We start from the raw sequence: 16,788 nt of genomic DNA, 5'->3' as shown, positions 1-16,788 counted from the left end.
CCTCGCAATTGCGGGGCTTTTTTCTGCTTGTAAATAACTAAGTACATAGTATTGCGAAATCCGTGTATCCTAAACTATCAAACCTAAACGAGTTTAATTAATGAATCTAACCAACTTTGTTACTTCTTTTGTATTCTTGAGTGTCGTTTTTCCTACTTGGTCATATGACAGAGTGACAGGAGAGTCATTTGCTTCTCGCTCAGAAGTCATAGCTGCCAATGGTATGGTGGCAACTAGCCAACCTTTAGCCACTCAGGTGGCTTTAGATATACTCAAACAAGGTGGCAATGCCATAGATGCAGCGATAGCAGCCAATGCTATGTTAGGCCTAGTAGAACCTACAGGCAGTGGTATAGGTGGTGATTTGTTTGCCATAGTTTGGGACGCCAAAACAATGAAACTTTACGGATTAAATGCTTCAGGTCGCTCCCCTAAATCATTAACTTTGGAGCATTTTCAGCTACAAGGGTTAGATACAATTCCAGCATACGGGCCACTTCCTGTTTCAGTTCCTGGTGCTGTAGATGGTTGGTTTGAATTACATCAGAAATTTGGCAGTCTACCTATGGCAGCCATACTCTCACCAAGTATTGAGTATGCTAAAAATGGCTTCCCTGTTAGTGAGCTAATTGCCCACTATATGCAGTTAAGTGTTCCCAAACTGGCCAAATTTCCCGGTTTTAAAGAAACCTATATGCCAAATGGCAAAGCACCTGCTAAAGGACAAATTTTTACCAACAAAGACTTAGCCGTAACATATGAAAAAATAGCCACTGGTGGACGAGATGCTTTTTACAAAGGAGATATTGCTCAATCAATCGCAGCTTACATGGAAAAACAAGGCGGTTTTCTAAGTTATGAAGATTTAGCCAGCCACACATCAGAGTGGGTTGAACCTGTTTCAGCCAACTACAAAGGTTACGATGTTTGGGAGTTACCACCTAATGGTCAGGGTATAGCAGCACTACAAATACTCAATATTTTAGAAAACTATGATATCCAAGACATGGGTTATGGTTCAGAGCAGTATATTCATACTTTTGTTGAAGCTAAAAAACTGGCCTTTGAAGATAGAGCAAAATATTATGCTGACCCTAATTTTAATAACATTCCTGTAGCTCAGTTAATATCAAAACATTATGCGAAGAAGCGCAGTCTACTAATTGATAGCAATAAAGCCGCCAAGCGCTTCGATGCAGGCTTAAATGACGGTGACACTGTTTACCTCACAACGGCAGACAAAGAAGGCAATATGGTGTCACTCATTCAAAGTAACTATCGTGGCATGGGGTCTGGTATGACACCCACAGGGTTAGGATTTGTATTACAAGATAGAGGAGAGTTGTTCAGCTTAGAGCCCGGCCACAACAATGTCTATGCCCCAAACAAGCGGCCTTTCCATACTATTATTCCTGCCTTTGTGACTCGTAATGGCCAGCCTTGGTTAAGTTTTGGTGTAATGGGAGGTGGCACCCAGCCACAAATGCATGCGCAGATCATTACCAACTTGATCGACTTTGGAATGAACCTGCAAGAAGCTGGAGACGCCCCAAGAATGCTACATTCAGGCTCAAGTCAACCAACGGGCACAAAAATGAGCGATAGTGGTAAGGTACACTTGGAGTCTGGTTTTGCTCCTCATGTAAGACGTAATTTAATTCAAAAAGGTCATATTTTGCAAGATAGCGTAGGTAACTACGGCGGCTATCAAGCCATAATGCGTGATCTTGAAACAGGTGTGTATTTTGGCGCATCTGAGAGCCGCAAAGACGGACAAGCGGCTGGCTACTAATTCTTTTAAAACCATAGCGACACTAAGTGTCGTTATGGTTTGTTATGCTTTGTTGAGCATTTTCTTGACTTAAGTTAATCGCACTAATTGGATAAGGTATAACAATACCTTCGTCCTTAAATCTTTTATGTAATGCCTTTATGAAAGCCGACTTAATAAAGAATCGATTAAAATACTCTTGAGCTCTTAACATCACAGTAAAGTTAATGCTCGAGTTATCAAAAGTGTGAAATACCACGAATGTTTCATATTCAGGGACCCCCCATTTATGAGAATGCAAAATCTCTCTTGCCACCTCTAGCGTGACTTTCTCTACGTGCTCAAGGTCAGAATCGTAATGCACCCCAACATCAACGGGCACGGATAATTGTTTTTCAGGGTAGTAATAATTGATGAGTTTAGATTGAGCTAACACACTGTTTGGCATAATCACAATATTATTAGGCAGCATTTTTATCCAGGTTGACCGCCAGCCAATCTTCTCTACAAACCCTTGCTCACCAGAATCTAACTCTACAAAATCCCCTACCCGTAAAGGTTTATCAGCTATCATGTGGATACCAGAAAAGAAATTTTCCAAAGTGGGTTGTAATGCTAATGCCACAGCGAGGGAGCCAATACCTAGAGAAGCCACTATGGGCGTAATCGAAACACCCAGTGTACTGAGAATAACTAACATGCCAATACAGTAGACAACAACGCGTGAAGTGCCCCGTATCAAACTGCCGCTAGTCTTCATAAAGGGTGAGCTACTTTCATATTGGCTCAGACTTAAACGGGAAAACTTATCGATAAATAAAATCAAAGCCAAAATTAATAACACTTGGCTAGAGGTATTTAATAAATCACTTTTGCTATCAGAAAGTGAAACAAAGTTACTTAGGATAAGCTCCGCTATCTTCAAAGATATAGCAAAAATTAAGACACTGGTTGCTCTTGCTGCTGCTTCTAATAGTAAAGAGTCTAAAGCAAACTTAGACTTGTTCGTTAAAAAGCTTAAATAGAAAAAGACAATACGTTTACACAGCCAAAGGCTCATAAATACACAAATAAAGGTTACTATTGAAGATAACCAAACGGGTGTTACATCAATGAGATTTTTTATAAACTCTATAGTTTCTGGCATAAAGGCTTACCCTTTCTCAGTTCCTTGTATATTATTTTGTGCAAATAACACACCAATAGAACTTATATAGGCTTCAGCGGTATACCTGTGCTTTTAAAAACAAATATGCACCATAACAGCATGAATAATGTTCAATTATGGTTTGTGAGTTTTTGTTGACGTCGAATTTGTAAAGATAAGATAACAATTCTATTTGATTCTATTTCAATGCCTTCATCAGACGATTACTATATAGGCATAATCAAAGCCACATAACGACACTTCGAAGGTATTTGTGCTTATTCAAATAAGAATGTATTCATGACTCAGGCTCAAAAAGGTATTTGTGCAGAGCCGAATCTGCATGCTCTATATTTAACGCTTAATGTTATTGACGATGACGCATCAACCATGCGTAAAAAGATCGCTCAGATATTAGCCTTGTTTGCTCACTATGATGAAGAGTATTACGAAGCTATGGTCTCAGGCATAGTGGCTATTGGAACAGACTATTGGTATGAGCTGTATCCAAGGTTAATCCCTCAAGAATTATCCCCATTTCCCATTACGAATAGTGACGACCGTAATGCACCAGCCACACCGGGAGACCTGTTTATACAAATAAAAGCTGACCGAATGGATATCTGTCATGCAATAGGAGCTGAAGTTATTCAATTACTGCAACCCCATGTGGATTTATATGAAGAAGTTAGAGGCTTTCGTTATCTAGATGGTAGAGATTTAACAGGCTTTGTTGATGGTACTGAAAACCCAAAAGGTATGCGTAAATTTTCGGTAGCTCTAGTAGGTGATCAGGACCTTGACTTTACCGGTGGTAGCTATATCCATGTTCAACGTTACCGGCATAATATGAAGAAATGGCAACAACTAGAAGTCTCTGAACAAGAAGAGATTATAGGACGGACAAAAGCAGATAATATTGAATTTAAGAGCGATAACACTGCCCCATTTTCTCATACAATACGTACTTCTTTAAAAGATGAGTATGGCAACAACCGTGAGGTACTCAGACAAAATATGCCCTACGGTGATATGACAATTCAAGGCTTATATTGCGTATCCTGTGCTAAAAGTCCACAACCTTTTACTGAGATACTCACAAGTAGAATTGTTGGTGATGAAGAAGGAAACTATGACAAGTTTCTAGACTTCACCAGCGCTGAAACTGGCGGTGCGTTCTTTGCTCCTTCAATTAACTTTATTAAACAGCAGGCTAAAGAGTAACTAAGAACATTACTTATGTATGAATACTCTGGAAAATGCTCTTGTGGAGAGGTTCAGGTCAAATTAAGCCTGCCCAAAACCTTATCAAATTATTCACCTAGGGTATGCGATTGCGATTTTTGTAAACTTCAAAAACTTGAGTATTTATCTGATCCCCATGGACAAATCACTCTATCAAGTCAATTTCAATTAAAGTGTTACAAACAAGGTTCAGGACAAGCAAATTTTTTACGATGTCCATTATGCCAAACGTTTCTGCTTGCCACATACACTCATAAGAACAATAGGTTAGCTAGTCTCAATGCAACCGTCTTAGACCAGTACTGCGAGTTGCAGCCTTCAATAACCATATCCCCAAAACTCCTAAGTTCAACAGATAAAGTGAATCGATGGCAACAACTATGGTCTAAGTTGCTAACCTTAAGCTAAAGCAGAATAGAACCATCCCAATCTTTTGGTAAGTCTGAATTCATTAATACGTCGCACTGAAATAAATGGTGTTTTGCTAATGTGTCACTGGGACTAATTTCTATCGCTCTTTGAAAAGATTGTTGAGCCTGATCCCATTGCTGTAGTTTTCGGTAAGTTATGCCAAGTTTAATAAACTCAGCATTAGCTAACTTTAACTGTTTGACTTCATCAGCTTGATGGTCAATCACTTCATATATTTCAAGAGGCGTTTGTCTTCCTTTAACTCTTACCCAATCTAAAAGTCTGTATTTAAATACCCCATCTGCATTTGCTTGCTTGAGCGTTTCAGCACTTACCACTATATCCGTAAAGTATTTAGGCGCTAAGGCTTCAAGTCTAAAGGCAATATTTACAGCGTCACCAATTACAGTAGTGTCCATTCGGTCTTCTGAACCTACAGTGCCAATAATTACTGGTCCAAAGTGCACCCCAATCCCAATATTCACAGCTGGATAGTCGCAATTAGCTCTATGCTCGTTATACAGAATAATAGCCTCACGTAACCCTAATGCCGCACGGATTGCATCCTGAGCTTTATCTGTATTAGTGCCAGCGGGCCTATCGAACAAGGCCATTACAGCATCACCAATAAACTTATCAATAAAACCACTATTTTGATGAATGGGGTCGTTCATTCTTAAGAAATAAGAATTAAGAAAATTCATCAGCTCCTGAGGCGTCATATTTTCTGATAGCCCTGTAAAACCTCTGATATCAGAAAATAGAATCGCTAGTTCATCTTCATCTGCACGGCCAAGCTCAAGAGTGTCAGAGCCATGCTTAGCAAAATGATCTACGAATTGCTTAGGAACAAACTTACGAAATGTTTGATTGAGACGCATTGCTTCATCAGCTTTATCTTCAAAACTAGAGTCTGCGGTATCTGATGGTTTATTTGTAGCAGGTGAGCTTGCAAATTCTACAGCTTTATTTTTCAATATCTTTTTGAGTAATACCACCAGCACTATTGTGTAAATAGCAATAATCCCTAGCAATGCTAATGATATTGGCTGTAAAACTTGCGCTAACACTAGATAAGATTCACTTGTATTTGATGCTGTATATACCTAAAACTATCCAACTTAATATTATCCGCACTTCTCTGCAACCATAGCAAACACTTGGTCGGCTATCGCTAATGTTTCTTCAATGACATCATCGTCATGCATAGCAGATACAAAGCCTGCTTCGTAAGATGCAGGGGCTAGATAAACACCTTTTTCTAACATGCCGTGATAAAACAAATTAAATTGCTCAGTATTACAACTAATAGCTTGTTGATAATTTGTGACCCTCTCAACATCAGTAAAAAACAGCCCAAACATGCTACCTGCGTAATTAACAGACATCGGAATACCATATTTGTTCGCTAAAGATTTAAAGCCCTCAGCCAAAGTTTTAGTAGTCGCAGTTAGTTTTTCATATAGGCCATCTTGTTCTATTTCTGTCAAAGATGCCATTCCTGCTGCCATAGCAACTGGGTTCCCAGATAAGGTTCCCGCTTGATAAACTGGGCCATCAGGTGCGATACACTTCATGATTTCAGTTTTACCACCAAAAGCACCTACTGGCATACCGCCACCAATCACTTTACCTAAACAGGTTAAGTCTGGCTTAATATTATACTTTTCTTGAGCGCCGCCTCTTGCAACACGGAACCCGGTCATCACTTCATCTAAAATAAGTACCGCACCATATTTGTCACAAATATCCCTTAAACCTTCTAAAAACCCATCCACTGGTGGAATACAGTTCATATTACCGGCGACGGGCTCAACAATAATACAAGCAATATCTTCAGGATATTCTTTGAACGCGGCAGCTACCGAATCCAAGTTATTATATTCCATGGTCAAAGTATGCTTAGCGAAGTCTACTGGAATGCCTGGTGAACTTGGTACACCTAAAGTTAGTGCACCAGATCCTGCTTTTACCAACAAGGCATCTGCATGCCCGTGATAACATCCCTCAAACTTTAAAATTTTATCTCGATTGGTATATCCCCTAGCCAATCTAATGGCACTCATAGTGGCTTCAGTACCAGAGTTCACCATACGTAGCATTTCCATAGAAGGCACCAGTTTAGAAACCTTTTCAGCCATCTGAACTTCAATTTCTGTGGGCGCACCAAAACTCAGGCCATCTTGCGCAGCATCAATAACCGCTTCACGAATTTTAGGGTTATTGTGACCTAAAACCATAGGTCCCCATGACTGCACATAATCGATATAACGCTTACCGTCAGCATCATATAGGTAAGGACCGTCTGCTTTATTAATAAAAGGTGGGGTACCTCCCACAGCTTTAAATGCTCTAACGGGAGAGTTTACTCCACCAGGAATGTGTTCTTTGGCACGAGTAAATAAGCTTTCTGATTTGTTCATAATGTCTTCTTAAAATTTTATAAAATTGACTAGCTTCTGCTAATTCAGGTATTAAGGATTTACATGCCAATGCACGTCACGATCAAACTGAGATACGATATTTTCGACCCCCAATGTTAAGGCAAATAAGGCCATTCGCACTAGCACGCCATTATCGGTTTGGCGAAAAATAGCTAAGTTAGGGTTTAAATTAAGGTCGTTATCTAACTCATTGGCTTCGGCTCGTGAATCACGGGGAAGCGGATGCATGATCACGGTTTTTGATTGGAAGTGTTTAGTGTAAATTTGTTGATTTAAACGAAACTTACCTCGATATTGATTCGCTTCTTGTTGCGATGGAAAACGCTCCTCTTGAATGCGAGTTTGATAGCAAATGTCAGCATCTAGGCTGCCCTCAAACTGCTCAGTAATTTTATACTGATGGCCGGCATTCTCTATTGCATCAATAATTGCAGCTGGCATCGACAGTTCTTTTGGCGAAATCAAGGTGAAACGCACATTTTTAAACAGGCATAGTAATTTAGAAAGAGAATGAACGGTTCGTCCGTACTTCAAGTCACCAATCATCGCAATGTGCATGCCATCAATACCACTACCATGATCCTGTAACTCTTTTTGAATAGTATACAAATCTAACAAAGCTTGGGTTGGGTGTTCATTTGCACCATCACCACCATTTATCACAGGAATACGGCTTCCTTGTGCAAACTCAGCAACCGAGCCTGTATCTGGATGGCGCATAGCAATGATATCTGAGTAACCACTTAATACCCTAGCCGTGTCATATAAAGATTCGCCTTTTGCCAAAGCAGAATTACTCAAACCTGTTGTTTCGCGAACTTCGCCCCCTAATAAATTAAATGCGGTACCAAAGCTCACTCTAGTTCGAGTACTAGGCTCAAAAAATAAGTTTCCCAAAATAGCGCCGTCTAAAACAGTGGTTCGTTTTTGCCTTTTTGCATAAGGCAACATCTGATGTGCAACAGTAAAAACCTGCTCAATTGCCTCTCGGTCAAATTGATTTACCGACAGGATGTGACCACCTTTAAAATTCATAAGACCTATAACTCAAACTCTTGACATAAGGAGCATTTTATCAAAATAACAGCTTAGTCCCTAGCGCTAAAAGTCTACTCTGTAATAAATAAAGTCATAAACTGGCTGTTTGGGTCAAGAAGGTAATCACCAAAAGGGCCACAATATTTAAAACCATGGTTTATATATAGCTGACGAGCTGGTTTAAAAAAATCTTGGGATCCTGTCTCTAAACTTAATTGGTGTAGTCCAATACTTTGGGAGTGTTGAATAACATGTTGCAACATTTTAGACGCCACACCCTTACGAATATGATGTTCAGACGTGCGCATTGATTTAATCTCGCCGTGTGTAGCGGATAATATTTTTAAAGCACCGCAACCTAGCAATTCATCTCCTTGCCAACCACTCCAAAAAGTCACGTTAGACTGACGTAATCCAGATAAATCTAAGGCATGGACGCTTTCACGTGGAGAGGTGGCAAACATGTCATCTAAATGCTTTTGTAATAACTGTTTAATTTGGGGATGGGTTAAATCATCTACTTTTATGTTCACAAAAAAGCCCACGCTATTATCATTCTATTGGAATGATAATAGCGTGGGCCACTGGGTTTTAATATTATTGTTTTTGTTGATTACGACTCTGGCGATAACTGTTCACATTGCGCGACTTATTCTGCGCTTTGTAGCTCTGTCGATTCGAGTTAGCCCTACTAGTATTATAGCTTTGTTTAGTCGATTTAGTCTGGTTTTGGCGGTTATAGCTTGCTGTTTGAGACTGTGATTTATCAACTTTACTAGCCTTATACGTGCCATACTGTTGAGACTTGGGCTTATTTTTTTCAGTTAAAACCTGTTTGTTTGTGCTCGTATGCTGCTTACTATTTTTTTGATATACAGTAGACTTCTTCTGATGTGACTGGTACTTACTTTTTGCATTATTTTTACTTCTATCTTGTTTTACATTTTTAGTCTGCAAAGCCGTTTTAACGCGCTTACTGTTTAACTTCTCTTTTTGTGAATGGTTATCATATTTGATAATACGCTTTTTATTATTCTTATTGCCCCTTGTATTATCTTTCACAATGGCAGAACGACCATTTTTACTATTACTCACATAAACAACTTTTTGCCCATTTTTGTGATACTGCACCCCTCTTCTGTGTTTAGTATTATGAGTCCAACGCTGTGAATCTCTAACCTTTACTTTTTGACTTTTAGTTTTATGTTGTGACCAATACTTAGTTGAGTGACGACGATAATTATAATCAGCAAACACATGACGTTTAGGCCAAAAGAAGCCACCAAAATAAAAGCTAGGACGAATGTGAAAACCAATACTCCAATAAAAACCTGAAACTAAAACACTATGAAGAGGCCTATGCCATCTATATGGTTGACTGTGATGCCACCAACTACCGTATACCACACTAGTATCGTAATAAGGTACATATACCACTTCTTTTTGCACCGGCTGAATAATAATTTCACTATCTTGCTGCTCCACATCTAGATATTCATTATCCCTCAAAGTGCCTAAGGCATAGGCTTTTTGACGTAAGGTTTGAATACTAGATAACACTTGCTCTTCATTAAACAAGAATGCTTCACCTAACTGCTGTAGCCACTGCAAATCATCACTTAAAGTTTGTAATAAATCATTAAATGGAACAAGGGCTTGAACACTGGGGTCCCAGTCTTGAGTTTCAGCATAATTTAAGGCTTGCTCTGCATCTAAAGTATCATTTGCATTGCGCCACCTGGCAGCTTGAACCACTTCCAAAGGGTAGGTAGCGGCAACCAAAATATGAGATAACAAAGTGTCAGGATATAGAGCGATAGGAGCCAACATTTGATCCACTTCAGCTTGATCTAATACGGAGCCTAATTCATTAATTGAGGATGTGTCTTGCTCATCAGCTTGGGCTAATTGCACCAGGCTTCCCACAACCACACATAAAATGCATAAATATATCAGCAGGTACTTTTCTTGATTTCCCATATCCTTTTCCTCTTATGACTTTTAAGAGTTCAACAAATAATTGCAGAACAAATCGTAAGAATAGTTATACGCTGTGTAAACTTAACAGTGACTGAATACAGACTGAAATTTGTTATTAACGGAACAAAAGAAATTAGTTAGCGCTTGATATATTGCTCTGGAGTAAATTGGTGCCCCAATTTCTCGGTTTTAGTTTGAATGTAATAACGATTGTCATCAGTTACACCATGGTCAATAGGCACACGTTCGGCTACATTGAATCCCATGCGAGCAAGGGCCGCACGCTTTTTTGGGTTGTTCGTCATTAATTTAATATTTTGTACTTTTAGGGTCTGCAGCATTAATTGGCAAATACTGTAGTCTCTTAAATCTGCGTCAAACCCCAAATGCTCATTAGCTTCTACAGTGTCCATGCCTTGGTCCTGTAATTTGTAAGCTTTGATTTTATTAAGTAAACCAATCCCTCGACCCTCTTGACGTAGATACAGCAACACTCCTTTGCCATTTTCTACAATATTTTGTAGGCCTTTTTCAAGCTGAGCGCCACAGTCACATCGAGTACTAAACAAAGCATCGCCAGTTAAGCACTCAGAATGAATACGCATAGGTATAACTTCTTCTATCGACCATTCACCGTAAGACAAGGCGACATGCTCTTGACCAGAATCTAGCTCTACAAACCCATGAATTGTAAATTGGCCCCAACGAGTAGGTAATTTTGCGGAACTTACATATTGATACTTTTCGGCACTAGTGGTCATATTTTTCTATACATACTTCAAATAAGGTAAAAACTTGCTGGGTGTGTATACCTTAGAATATTCGCCAAAAAGGCTAGACCTTGTATAAACCAACCAGTACTTACACTTCTATGTAATCTATCCAATTGTATTCAATATAGACCAGTCAATGACACGCATAAAAGTACCAGTCTATATGGGCACTATTACTTTGTTTACAAGAGCGTTACTTTTACGATGCTAGAATTAGTACTTCTTAAATTCTAAAAGAGGCATAGGCTTAGCAATGCCGTACCCTTGAGCAAAATCAATTCCAGCCTTGCCTAATGCCACCATTACTTCAGTAGACTCTACAAACTTAGCCACAGTTTCCATCCCCAAGGCTTTAGTAATGTCGTGAATAGAATTCACCATAGCCAAATCAATGGGGTCCACCAAAATATTTTTCACAAGACTTCCGTTAATTTTTACTTGGTCAATGGGCAAGCTTTTTAAATAATTATATGACGTTATGCCGCTACCAAAATCATCCAAGGCAAATACGCAACCTAACTTCTGAAACGTATTGATAAACTCTATGGTTTCTTCCATCCTAACAATGGCCATGCTTTCAGTAATTTCGAAGCTTACTTTATGGTAGGGAATACTATGCTTTTCAAATGCATTTAAAATAAATAACTTTAATTCCTTATCACCTATAGAATGACCACTTAAATTAATACTAACTTGGGTTAATTCATCTAGGTGTTCAGGATGTTTCGTTAACCAATTGAAATAATACTCAATTACCCATCGGTCTATTTTAGCGGACAAACTATAACGCTCAGCCGCTGGTAAGAAAGCTTCCGGTAAAATAGCCTTTCCATCTAATTGGGTCATTCTAAGTAATAGTTCATATTGATGACCAATGTTCTTTTTACTTAAAGGCAAATAGTGCTGGTAATACAATTCAAACTGTTCATTTTGTAAGGCCTCGTTTATTTTGGAAACCCAAGACAGCTCCTTATCGTACCTTTGCATATGTTTATCATCAGCAGAGAATGTATGAATGTGATTACGACCCTTCTTCTTTGCCATAAAACATGCAGAATCTGCCATACTCATTAACTCTTCAGGAGTACTAATGTTTGGCTGCCAAGGGGCTTGCCCCACACTCACCCCTAGCGTGAATACTTTATTTTCCCAAGTAAAACGAAACTCTCTTACAACATTTAGAAGTTCATTAGCTAGTAAGTAGGCCATAGGTGCTTCATCACCTTCTAATAACACGGCAAACTCATCCCCCCCGACTCTTGCAAACATACCTTTGTCTGAAACCACAGAGCCCAACTTTAAAGACAACTGCTTAATTAATAGATCGCCTGCTTTATGGCCACAAGTATCATTTACTTGCTTAATCTGCTCCAAATCTAAATAAAGTAGGGTTAGATCTGTATTATGGCTTTTAGCCTGATGCAAGGCACTCTGTAATCGAGTATCGAATTCGCGCCGATTAAAGACTCCAGTTAACGAATCATGTGAGGCTAAGTATTTAAGGCTCATATTTGATTGTTTACGTGCTGTAACATCAAAGATAGAACCAAATAAATAACGTTCATCATTTTGTTCTTTTATTTGCCCTGATATTGAAAACCAAAACTCACTGCCATCTTTACGAATACCCTGAATTTCTTTACCGATCACTTTTCCGTTTTTATGAATTTCACCAAGTATTAGCTCACGGTCTGAAGAATCAGCATAAAACTCGTCGGCATTGTTCACCTGAAGCAGCATTTCTTTAGGGTTTTTATAACCAAATAAACTACACATTGCTGGGTTAACAGATACAAGTTGTCCATCCACTTTAGAGGCATACAAGCCTTCTGCAGAATTTTGAAAAAAATCGTAGTAATGATGCAAATCGGTTATAGCTGTTTGTTGCTTTAAGTGATGTCGCTTTATGATTACTCGTTCGTGCGCTTCTATCGACAAAGCAATTAATATCATACCTAATATGATAAATACGGTAAAAACAAATGAAACTGATTCAAATATTGGCACGGTAGCTAGGTACATACTAACCCGAGTAAAGCCACTAATTGCGATAAGCGAAAGCCCACTCAAGCAAGCTAAATTAGCGACTTTTTTATCACTTTTGTTATAAATAAACGCCATAATTAAAATAATTAGACAAGATAATGCTGACATTAATACTGCAAAAATAATTTGACTATTGGTATCTGCAGAAAATGCCATTGCAACGGTCACAAACCCTAGAGCATAAAAAGAATGGCGCCATATTGTAGGTACAACTTCTAAGATGGAGAAAGTCACCTTAGCAATAGTAATCAACAAGACCCCAAATAACGCTGCATTTATATTTGAGATATAAGTTGTGAAACCGGTAAATTGACCCAACATGCCTTTGATGTTTAAAAAAAACAAAAAGAAAACAGCATTGGATACAGCAAACCAATAACGTACAGGACTACGTAAAAATATATAGGTTGCGAAAAAATAGCCACCCAATAATGCTAAGCCACCACACACAAAGCCAGTTGCTAACAACAAAAGCTGCTCGTTAACAATCAAATTGGATTGTTTATTTAACGTTACCGGAAATACAATAGGCCCATCGTCACGTACCTTGAAGAAAACTTTAATAACAGGCTGACGAGGGTCAATAGGAACCATAAACAATCTATGCTCAATGGGGCGTTTAGAGAACTCCCGTTTTGCTCCCATTAAATAGGAGCTTAAAATTCGATTTTTATCATCTAGTAAATATACGTCAACATAATCAAGTAAAGGGTTACCAATTTTAAAAACAAAAGGTTCATCGCTTGAAATAGAACGGTATAAATCAATTGTACCCCACAAGCTTTTATCTTCTTTCAGCTTGTTTGGCATTGCATTCTGCTGCCAATTGTCAAGACCTTGAACATCAGATAACTGCACGTATCTATCTGTCTGCAACCAAGTTATTTTCTGCAGAAGGTCAATGTGATTAACTTCATCGTCAAAAAACACTTCTTCAGCTTGAGCGCTACTGATTAGCCAAAAGAGAACTACAAAAAATCTAATAATCAATTGATTTAACAACCTTATCTTCATACTTATCTTCTAGCGCCTTATTGCTTTTTTATTGCATTGAATGCTTAAGGTACACGTTTAACTACCAAATGAAACATCAAAACAGCCACCCCAACTCGGAGTAGGTTTACTATATTTACCATAAACAAGCATATCCTCATATTGTTGTTTTATTTTGGATTCACTTTAATTGAAGAATAAATTTATAACTAATTTCAAGTAATCTTCCAATGTCTAGTTCACTATCTATCAAAAGCCACTTTCGGTAGTCTTAGCTAGACTCAAAGAACAGATGCAGTAAGTTCTTGGGTATCGGAGTAATCTGAGGTACAGCAAGTATTATTTGTTGAACGTTAAAATATGATAGTGGCCTCTGAAGTGGCGGCATAAGCAATACATAGATAATATTGCGACTTATTTTACGAGTTTAGATCCATCAGGAAAATAACACCCAGCCAATTTAATGGCATAATCCCAAACTATTAAGCGACACAATGAGCCTACTATGACAGAAGACTTTCAAAAGATTACCCATTTCATTGTTGAAATTGAACAACTAAAAAATGTAGACAGAAAAATAAAGCCTGTTGGGGTTAAGCGTTATGAAAATAGTGCAGAACACAGCTGGCAAATAGCCCTACTCGCTTTGACATTACTGCCTTATGCCGAGCAAAAAACTGACGCTTTGACAGTAGTTACTATGTTGCTGTTACACGATATTGTAGAGATTGATACCGGTGACAAATTTGCCTACGATGCCAATCACGATGACTACGAAAATGAACTAGCCGCGGCACAGCGCATCTTTGCAATATTACCCAAGCAACAAGGAGTCGCCTACCTAGACCTATGGACTGAGTTTGAACATGCAAACACCCCTGAAGCTAAATTTGCCAAAGCCATAGATAGACTCATGCCTGTAATTCAAAATATTCATAATGGCTGTCAAAGCTGGCTTGAACATGATGTAACCATAGAGCAAATTTTAGCAAAAAATAGCGCCATTGGAGGTGCCAACCCCATACTTTGGCAATGGGTAAAAGAACAAGTGATAGAAAAAGGCACAAAAGCCGGAGTAAGACTTAAATAGTTTTCTGAAACTCTTATCACCCCACATAAAGCCTAATAATAGATAACAATTTTTAGGGAGAATTGGTCCTAAATAGTTTTAGGACGTATACATAACAATAAACAGCTAACCTATGCCTAAACTGGAAACTAAAATGATCACTTTGCACCATCTAAATAACTCCCGCTCACAGCGGATTTTATGGTTATTAGAAGAGCTCAACCTAGATTATAAAATTCAGCAATATCAGAGAGACAGTGAAACAAATTTAGCACCCGCATCTTTAAAAGCAGTTCACCCTTTAGGCAAGTCCCCCATCATTACGGATGGCGACATCACAGTCGCCGAGTCAGGGGCGATTATTGAATATTTAATATCAACTTACGGTGCAACGTTAGAGAGTAGCCAGCTTTTTCAAACCACAGTAAATACACCTGTTCACTGGCAATATACTTACTGGCTTCACTTTGCAGAAGGTACCTTAATGCCACCTCTTGTTGCAAAACTGGTACTCGATAAAGCCCGTGAAAAAGCCAAACCTTGGTTTGTAAAAGTCATAGCCAATAAAATAGCCGATAAACTTATGGATGCTTATTATGGCCCTATAATCAAAACAAATATGCAGTTTATTGAACAGCATTTGGCAAAAAACAAATGGTTTGCAGGAGAAAAGTTAACTGGAGCAGATATTCAAATGAGCTTTCCTCTAGAGGCTGCAGTAGCGAGAGGTACAGCTGCTGATTTACCAAACATAACCCGTTTTGTAAAAGCTATTCACGCTCGCAGTGCCTATCAACAGGCTTTAACTAAAGGAGGGCAGTATGACTATGGGTAAAGTCGGCCAAGCATAAACTTACTACCTCCCCTAGGCAGGCAGTACTTTAACATTTATATGGAATGAGGTTTTACATTGCTCAATGTATTACTCTTCTTCGGTATCGGTATCTATCTCCAACCCCATTTCCTGCATTAGACGCCTTGCCTCTCTCGGAATACGCTGAGCGTTGTCTTTTTCAAGATCTTCATCATCGGGTAATGGCTGCCCAGTAAAGGCATGCAAAAATGCCTCGCACAATAACTCAGAGTTAGTTGCATGCCGCAGGTTATTCACCTGACGTCTGGTACGCTCATCGGTTAATACTTTCAGTACTTTGAGAGGAATAGAAACCGTGACTTTTTTAACCAATTCACTTTTTTTACCATGCTCAGCGTAAGGATGGATATACTCTCCATTCCACTTTGTTGGATCTGCCATTGCTAAAATTTACCAAGTTTTATCTTTCTTATACGGGGAAATTCTAAACATTACGCAGAAAAGGTCAACGATAGACTGCTAAACATCTTGACGGCTTTACATACAAAGCTTATTTTAGACGTCTAAACGGCTAAATTTATTTGGAGTACCTCAATGGTATCTTACGCACGCGGCATAGATGCATTAAATCAATCATTATCAGAAGTAAAAGACATAGATGTGTCTTTTGAATTCTTCCCTCCTAAAACTGAATCTATGGAGCAGACTCTGTGGAAGTCAGTGGAACGTTTAGCGCCTCTAAAGCCTGCCTATATGTCGGTTACCTATGGAGCCAATAGTGGTGAACGTGACAGAACTCATGATGTGGTAAAGCGTATTCAATCAGAAACAGGTATCAAATCGGTCCCCCACTTAACCTGTGTTGATGCCTCGCGGGAAGAGCTAATTCAAATAGCTAAAGATTATTGGGACAGCGGTATTCGAAAAATTGTTGCTCTTCGAGGAGATTTGCCAGAAGGGATAGCTAAGCCTCAATCTTACGCTTCTGATTTAGTGACTTTATTAAAAGATGTTGCCGACTTTGACATTGCTGTTGCCGCTTATCCCGAAAAACACC

Annotated in this window: 14 protein-coding genes; 5 read left to right on the top strand and 9 right to left on the bottom strand. The window is 38.8% G+C overall.

What is annotated here, in order from left to right; genetic code table 11:
• Positions 1-100: 100 nt before the first annotated feature.
• Complete coding sequence (ggt, locus tag ABJE44_RS19670; protein WP_348110514.1) at positions 101-1,792, top strand: gamma-glutamyltransferase; 1,692 nt, start codon at positions 101-103, stop codon at positions 1,790-1,792.
• Positions 1,793-1,814: 22 nt separating this feature from the next.
• Here ggt and ABJE44_RS19665 read toward each other — a convergent pair whose 3' ends face one another.
• A complete protein-coding gene (locus ABJE44_RS19665) occupies positions 1,815-2,918 on the bottom strand; it encodes a mechanosensitive ion channel family protein (RefSeq protein WP_348110515.1) in 1,104 nt (367 codons plus the stop codon).
• Between the two features lie 300 nt (positions 2,919-3,218).
• Between ABJE44_RS19665 and ABJE44_RS19660 the strand changes: the two genes are divergently transcribed.
• Positions 3,219-4,142 (top strand): Dyp-type peroxidase, encoded by a 924-nt coding sequence (locus ABJE44_RS19660; protein ID WP_348110516.1) that lies wholly within the window; start codon positions 3,219-3,221, stop codon positions 4,140-4,142.
• Positions 4,143-4,567: 425 nt separating this feature from the next.
• On the opposite strand, the gene ABJE44_RS19655 is transcribed toward ABJE44_RS19660, so the two are convergent.
• The 7 genes from ABJE44_RS19655 to ABJE44_RS19625 all read right to left on the bottom strand — a co-directional run bounded on the left by ABJE44_RS19655 (position 4,568) and on the right by ABJE44_RS19625 (position 13,869).
• Positions 4,568-5,644 (bottom strand): adenylate/guanylate cyclase domain-containing protein, encoded by a 1,077-nt coding sequence (locus ABJE44_RS19655; RefSeq protein WP_348110517.1) that lies wholly within the window; start codon positions 5,642-5,644, stop codon positions 4,568-4,570.
• 57 nt (positions 5,645-5,701) lie between these two features.
• Positions 5,702-6,997, bottom strand: a complete 1,296-nt coding sequence (gene hemL / locus ABJE44_RS19650; RefSeq protein WP_348110518.1) for a glutamate-1-semialdehyde 2,1-aminomutase — start codon at positions 6,995-6,997, stop codon at positions 5,702-5,704.
• Between the two features lie 51 nt (positions 6,998-7,048).
• Complete coding sequence (locus tag ABJE44_RS19645; protein WP_348110519.1) at positions 7,049-8,053, bottom strand: aspartate carbamoyltransferase; 1,005 nt, start codon at positions 8,051-8,053, stop codon at positions 7,049-7,051.
• A 74-nt stretch (positions 8,054-8,127) separates the two neighbouring features.
• On the bottom strand, positions 8,128-8,589 hold the full coding sequence (locus ABJE44_RS19640) for a GNAT family N-acetyltransferase (RefSeq protein WP_348110520.1): 462 nt from the start codon (positions 8,587-8,589) through the stop codon (positions 8,128-8,130).
• A 64-nt stretch (positions 8,590-8,653) separates the two neighbouring features.
• The gene (locus tag ABJE44_RS19635; protein WP_348110521.1) at positions 8,654-10,036 is read right to left on the bottom strand and encodes a DUF3300 domain-containing protein; all 1,383 of its coding nucleotides are present in this window, start codon (positions 10,034-10,036) and stop codon (positions 8,654-8,656) included.
• A 137-nt stretch (positions 10,037-10,173) separates the two neighbouring features.
• Complete coding sequence (gene ribA / locus ABJE44_RS19630; protein WP_348110522.1) at positions 10,174-10,797, bottom strand: GTP cyclohydrolase II; 624 nt, start codon at positions 10,795-10,797, stop codon at positions 10,174-10,176.
• Between the two features lie 225 nt (positions 10,798-11,022).
• Complete coding sequence (locus ABJE44_RS19625) at positions 11,023-13,869, bottom strand: EAL domain-containing protein (protein ID WP_348110523.1); 2,847 nt, start codon at positions 13,867-13,869, stop codon at positions 11,023-11,025.
• Positions 13,870-14,353: 484 nt separating this feature from the next.
• Between ABJE44_RS19625 and ABJE44_RS19620 the strand changes: the two genes are divergently transcribed.
• Together ABJE44_RS19620 and ABJE44_RS19615 are read left to right on the top strand one after the other, a co-directional pair.
• The gene (locus ABJE44_RS19620) at positions 14,354-14,938 is read left to right on the top strand and encodes an HD domain-containing protein (RefSeq protein WP_348110524.1); all 585 of its coding nucleotides are present in this window, start codon (positions 14,354-14,356) and stop codon (positions 14,936-14,938) included.
• A 133-nt stretch (positions 14,939-15,071) separates the two neighbouring features.
• On the top strand, positions 15,072-15,752 hold the full coding sequence (locus ABJE44_RS19615) for a glutathione S-transferase (RefSeq protein ID WP_348110525.1): 681 nt from the start codon (positions 15,072-15,074) through the stop codon (positions 15,750-15,752).
• Between the two features lie 87 nt (positions 15,753-15,839).
• On the opposite strand, the gene metJ is transcribed toward ABJE44_RS19615, so the two are convergent.
• A complete protein-coding gene (gene metJ, locus ABJE44_RS19610; protein WP_348110526.1) occupies positions 15,840-16,172 on the bottom strand; it encodes a met regulon transcriptional regulator MetJ in 333 nt (110 codons plus the stop codon).
• A gap of 153 nt (positions 16,173-16,325) precedes the next feature.
• On the opposite strand from metJ, the gene ABJE44_RS19605 reads away from it, so the two are divergent.
• The coding region (locus ABJE44_RS19605) for a methylenetetrahydrofolate reductase (protein WP_348120891.1) at positions 16,326-16,788 on the top strand (463 nt) is incomplete at its 3' end.

Origin of the sequence: Paraglaciecola sp. (genome assembly GCF_039942875.1) — a bacterium.
Classification (GTDB): domain Bacteria; phylum Pseudomonadota; class Gammaproteobacteria; order Enterobacterales; family Alteromonadaceae; genus Paraglaciecola.
The sequence above is the reverse complement of the archived record's forward strand: the minus strand, read 5'-3'. Positions and strand labels throughout refer to the sequence as shown.

What these genes read in the sequence shown, in the direction of transcription:
- ggt (WP_348110514.1), top strand. Translation starts at nt 101, where the DNA reads ATGAATCTAACCAACTTTGTTACTTCTTTTGTATTCTTGAGTGTCGTT.
- ABJE44_RS19665 (WP_348110515.1), bottom strand. Translation starts at nt 2,918, where the DNA reads ATGCCAGAAACTATAGAGTTTATAAAAAATCTCATTGATGTAACACCC.
- ABJE44_RS19660 (WP_348110516.1), top strand. Translation starts at nt 3,219, where the DNA reads ATGACTCAGGCTCAAAAAGGTATTTGTGCAGAGCCGAATCTGCATGCT.
- hemL (WP_348110518.1), bottom strand. Translation starts at nt 6,997, where the DNA reads ATGAACAAATCAGAAAGCTTATTTACTCGTGCCAAAGAACACATTCCT.
- ABJE44_RS19645 (WP_348110519.1), bottom strand. Translation starts at nt 8,053, where the DNA reads ATGAATTTTAAAGGTGGTCACATCCTGTCGGTAAATCAATTTGACCGA.
- ABJE44_RS19635 (WP_348110521.1), bottom strand. Translation starts at nt 10,036, where the DNA reads ATGGGAAATCAAGAAAAGTACCTGCTGATATATTTATGCATTTTATGT.
- ribA (WP_348110522.1), bottom strand. Translation starts at nt 10,797, where the DNA reads ATGACCACTAGTGCCGAAAAGTATCAATATGTAAGTTCCGCAAAATTA.
- ABJE44_RS19625 (WP_348110523.1), bottom strand. Translation starts at nt 13,869, where the DNA reads ATGAAGATAAGGTTGTTAAATCAATTGATTATTAGATTTTTTGTAGTT.
- ABJE44_RS19620 (WP_348110524.1), top strand. Translation starts at nt 14,354, where the DNA reads ATGACAGAAGACTTTCAAAAGATTACCCATTTCATTGTTGAAATTGAA.
- ABJE44_RS19615 (WP_348110525.1), top strand. Translation starts at nt 15,072, where the DNA reads ATGATCACTTTGCACCATCTAAATAACTCCCGCTCACAGCGGATTTTA.
- metJ (WP_348110526.1), bottom strand. Translation starts at nt 16,172, where the DNA reads ATGGCAGATCCAACAAAGTGGAATGGAGAGTATATCCATCCTTACGCT.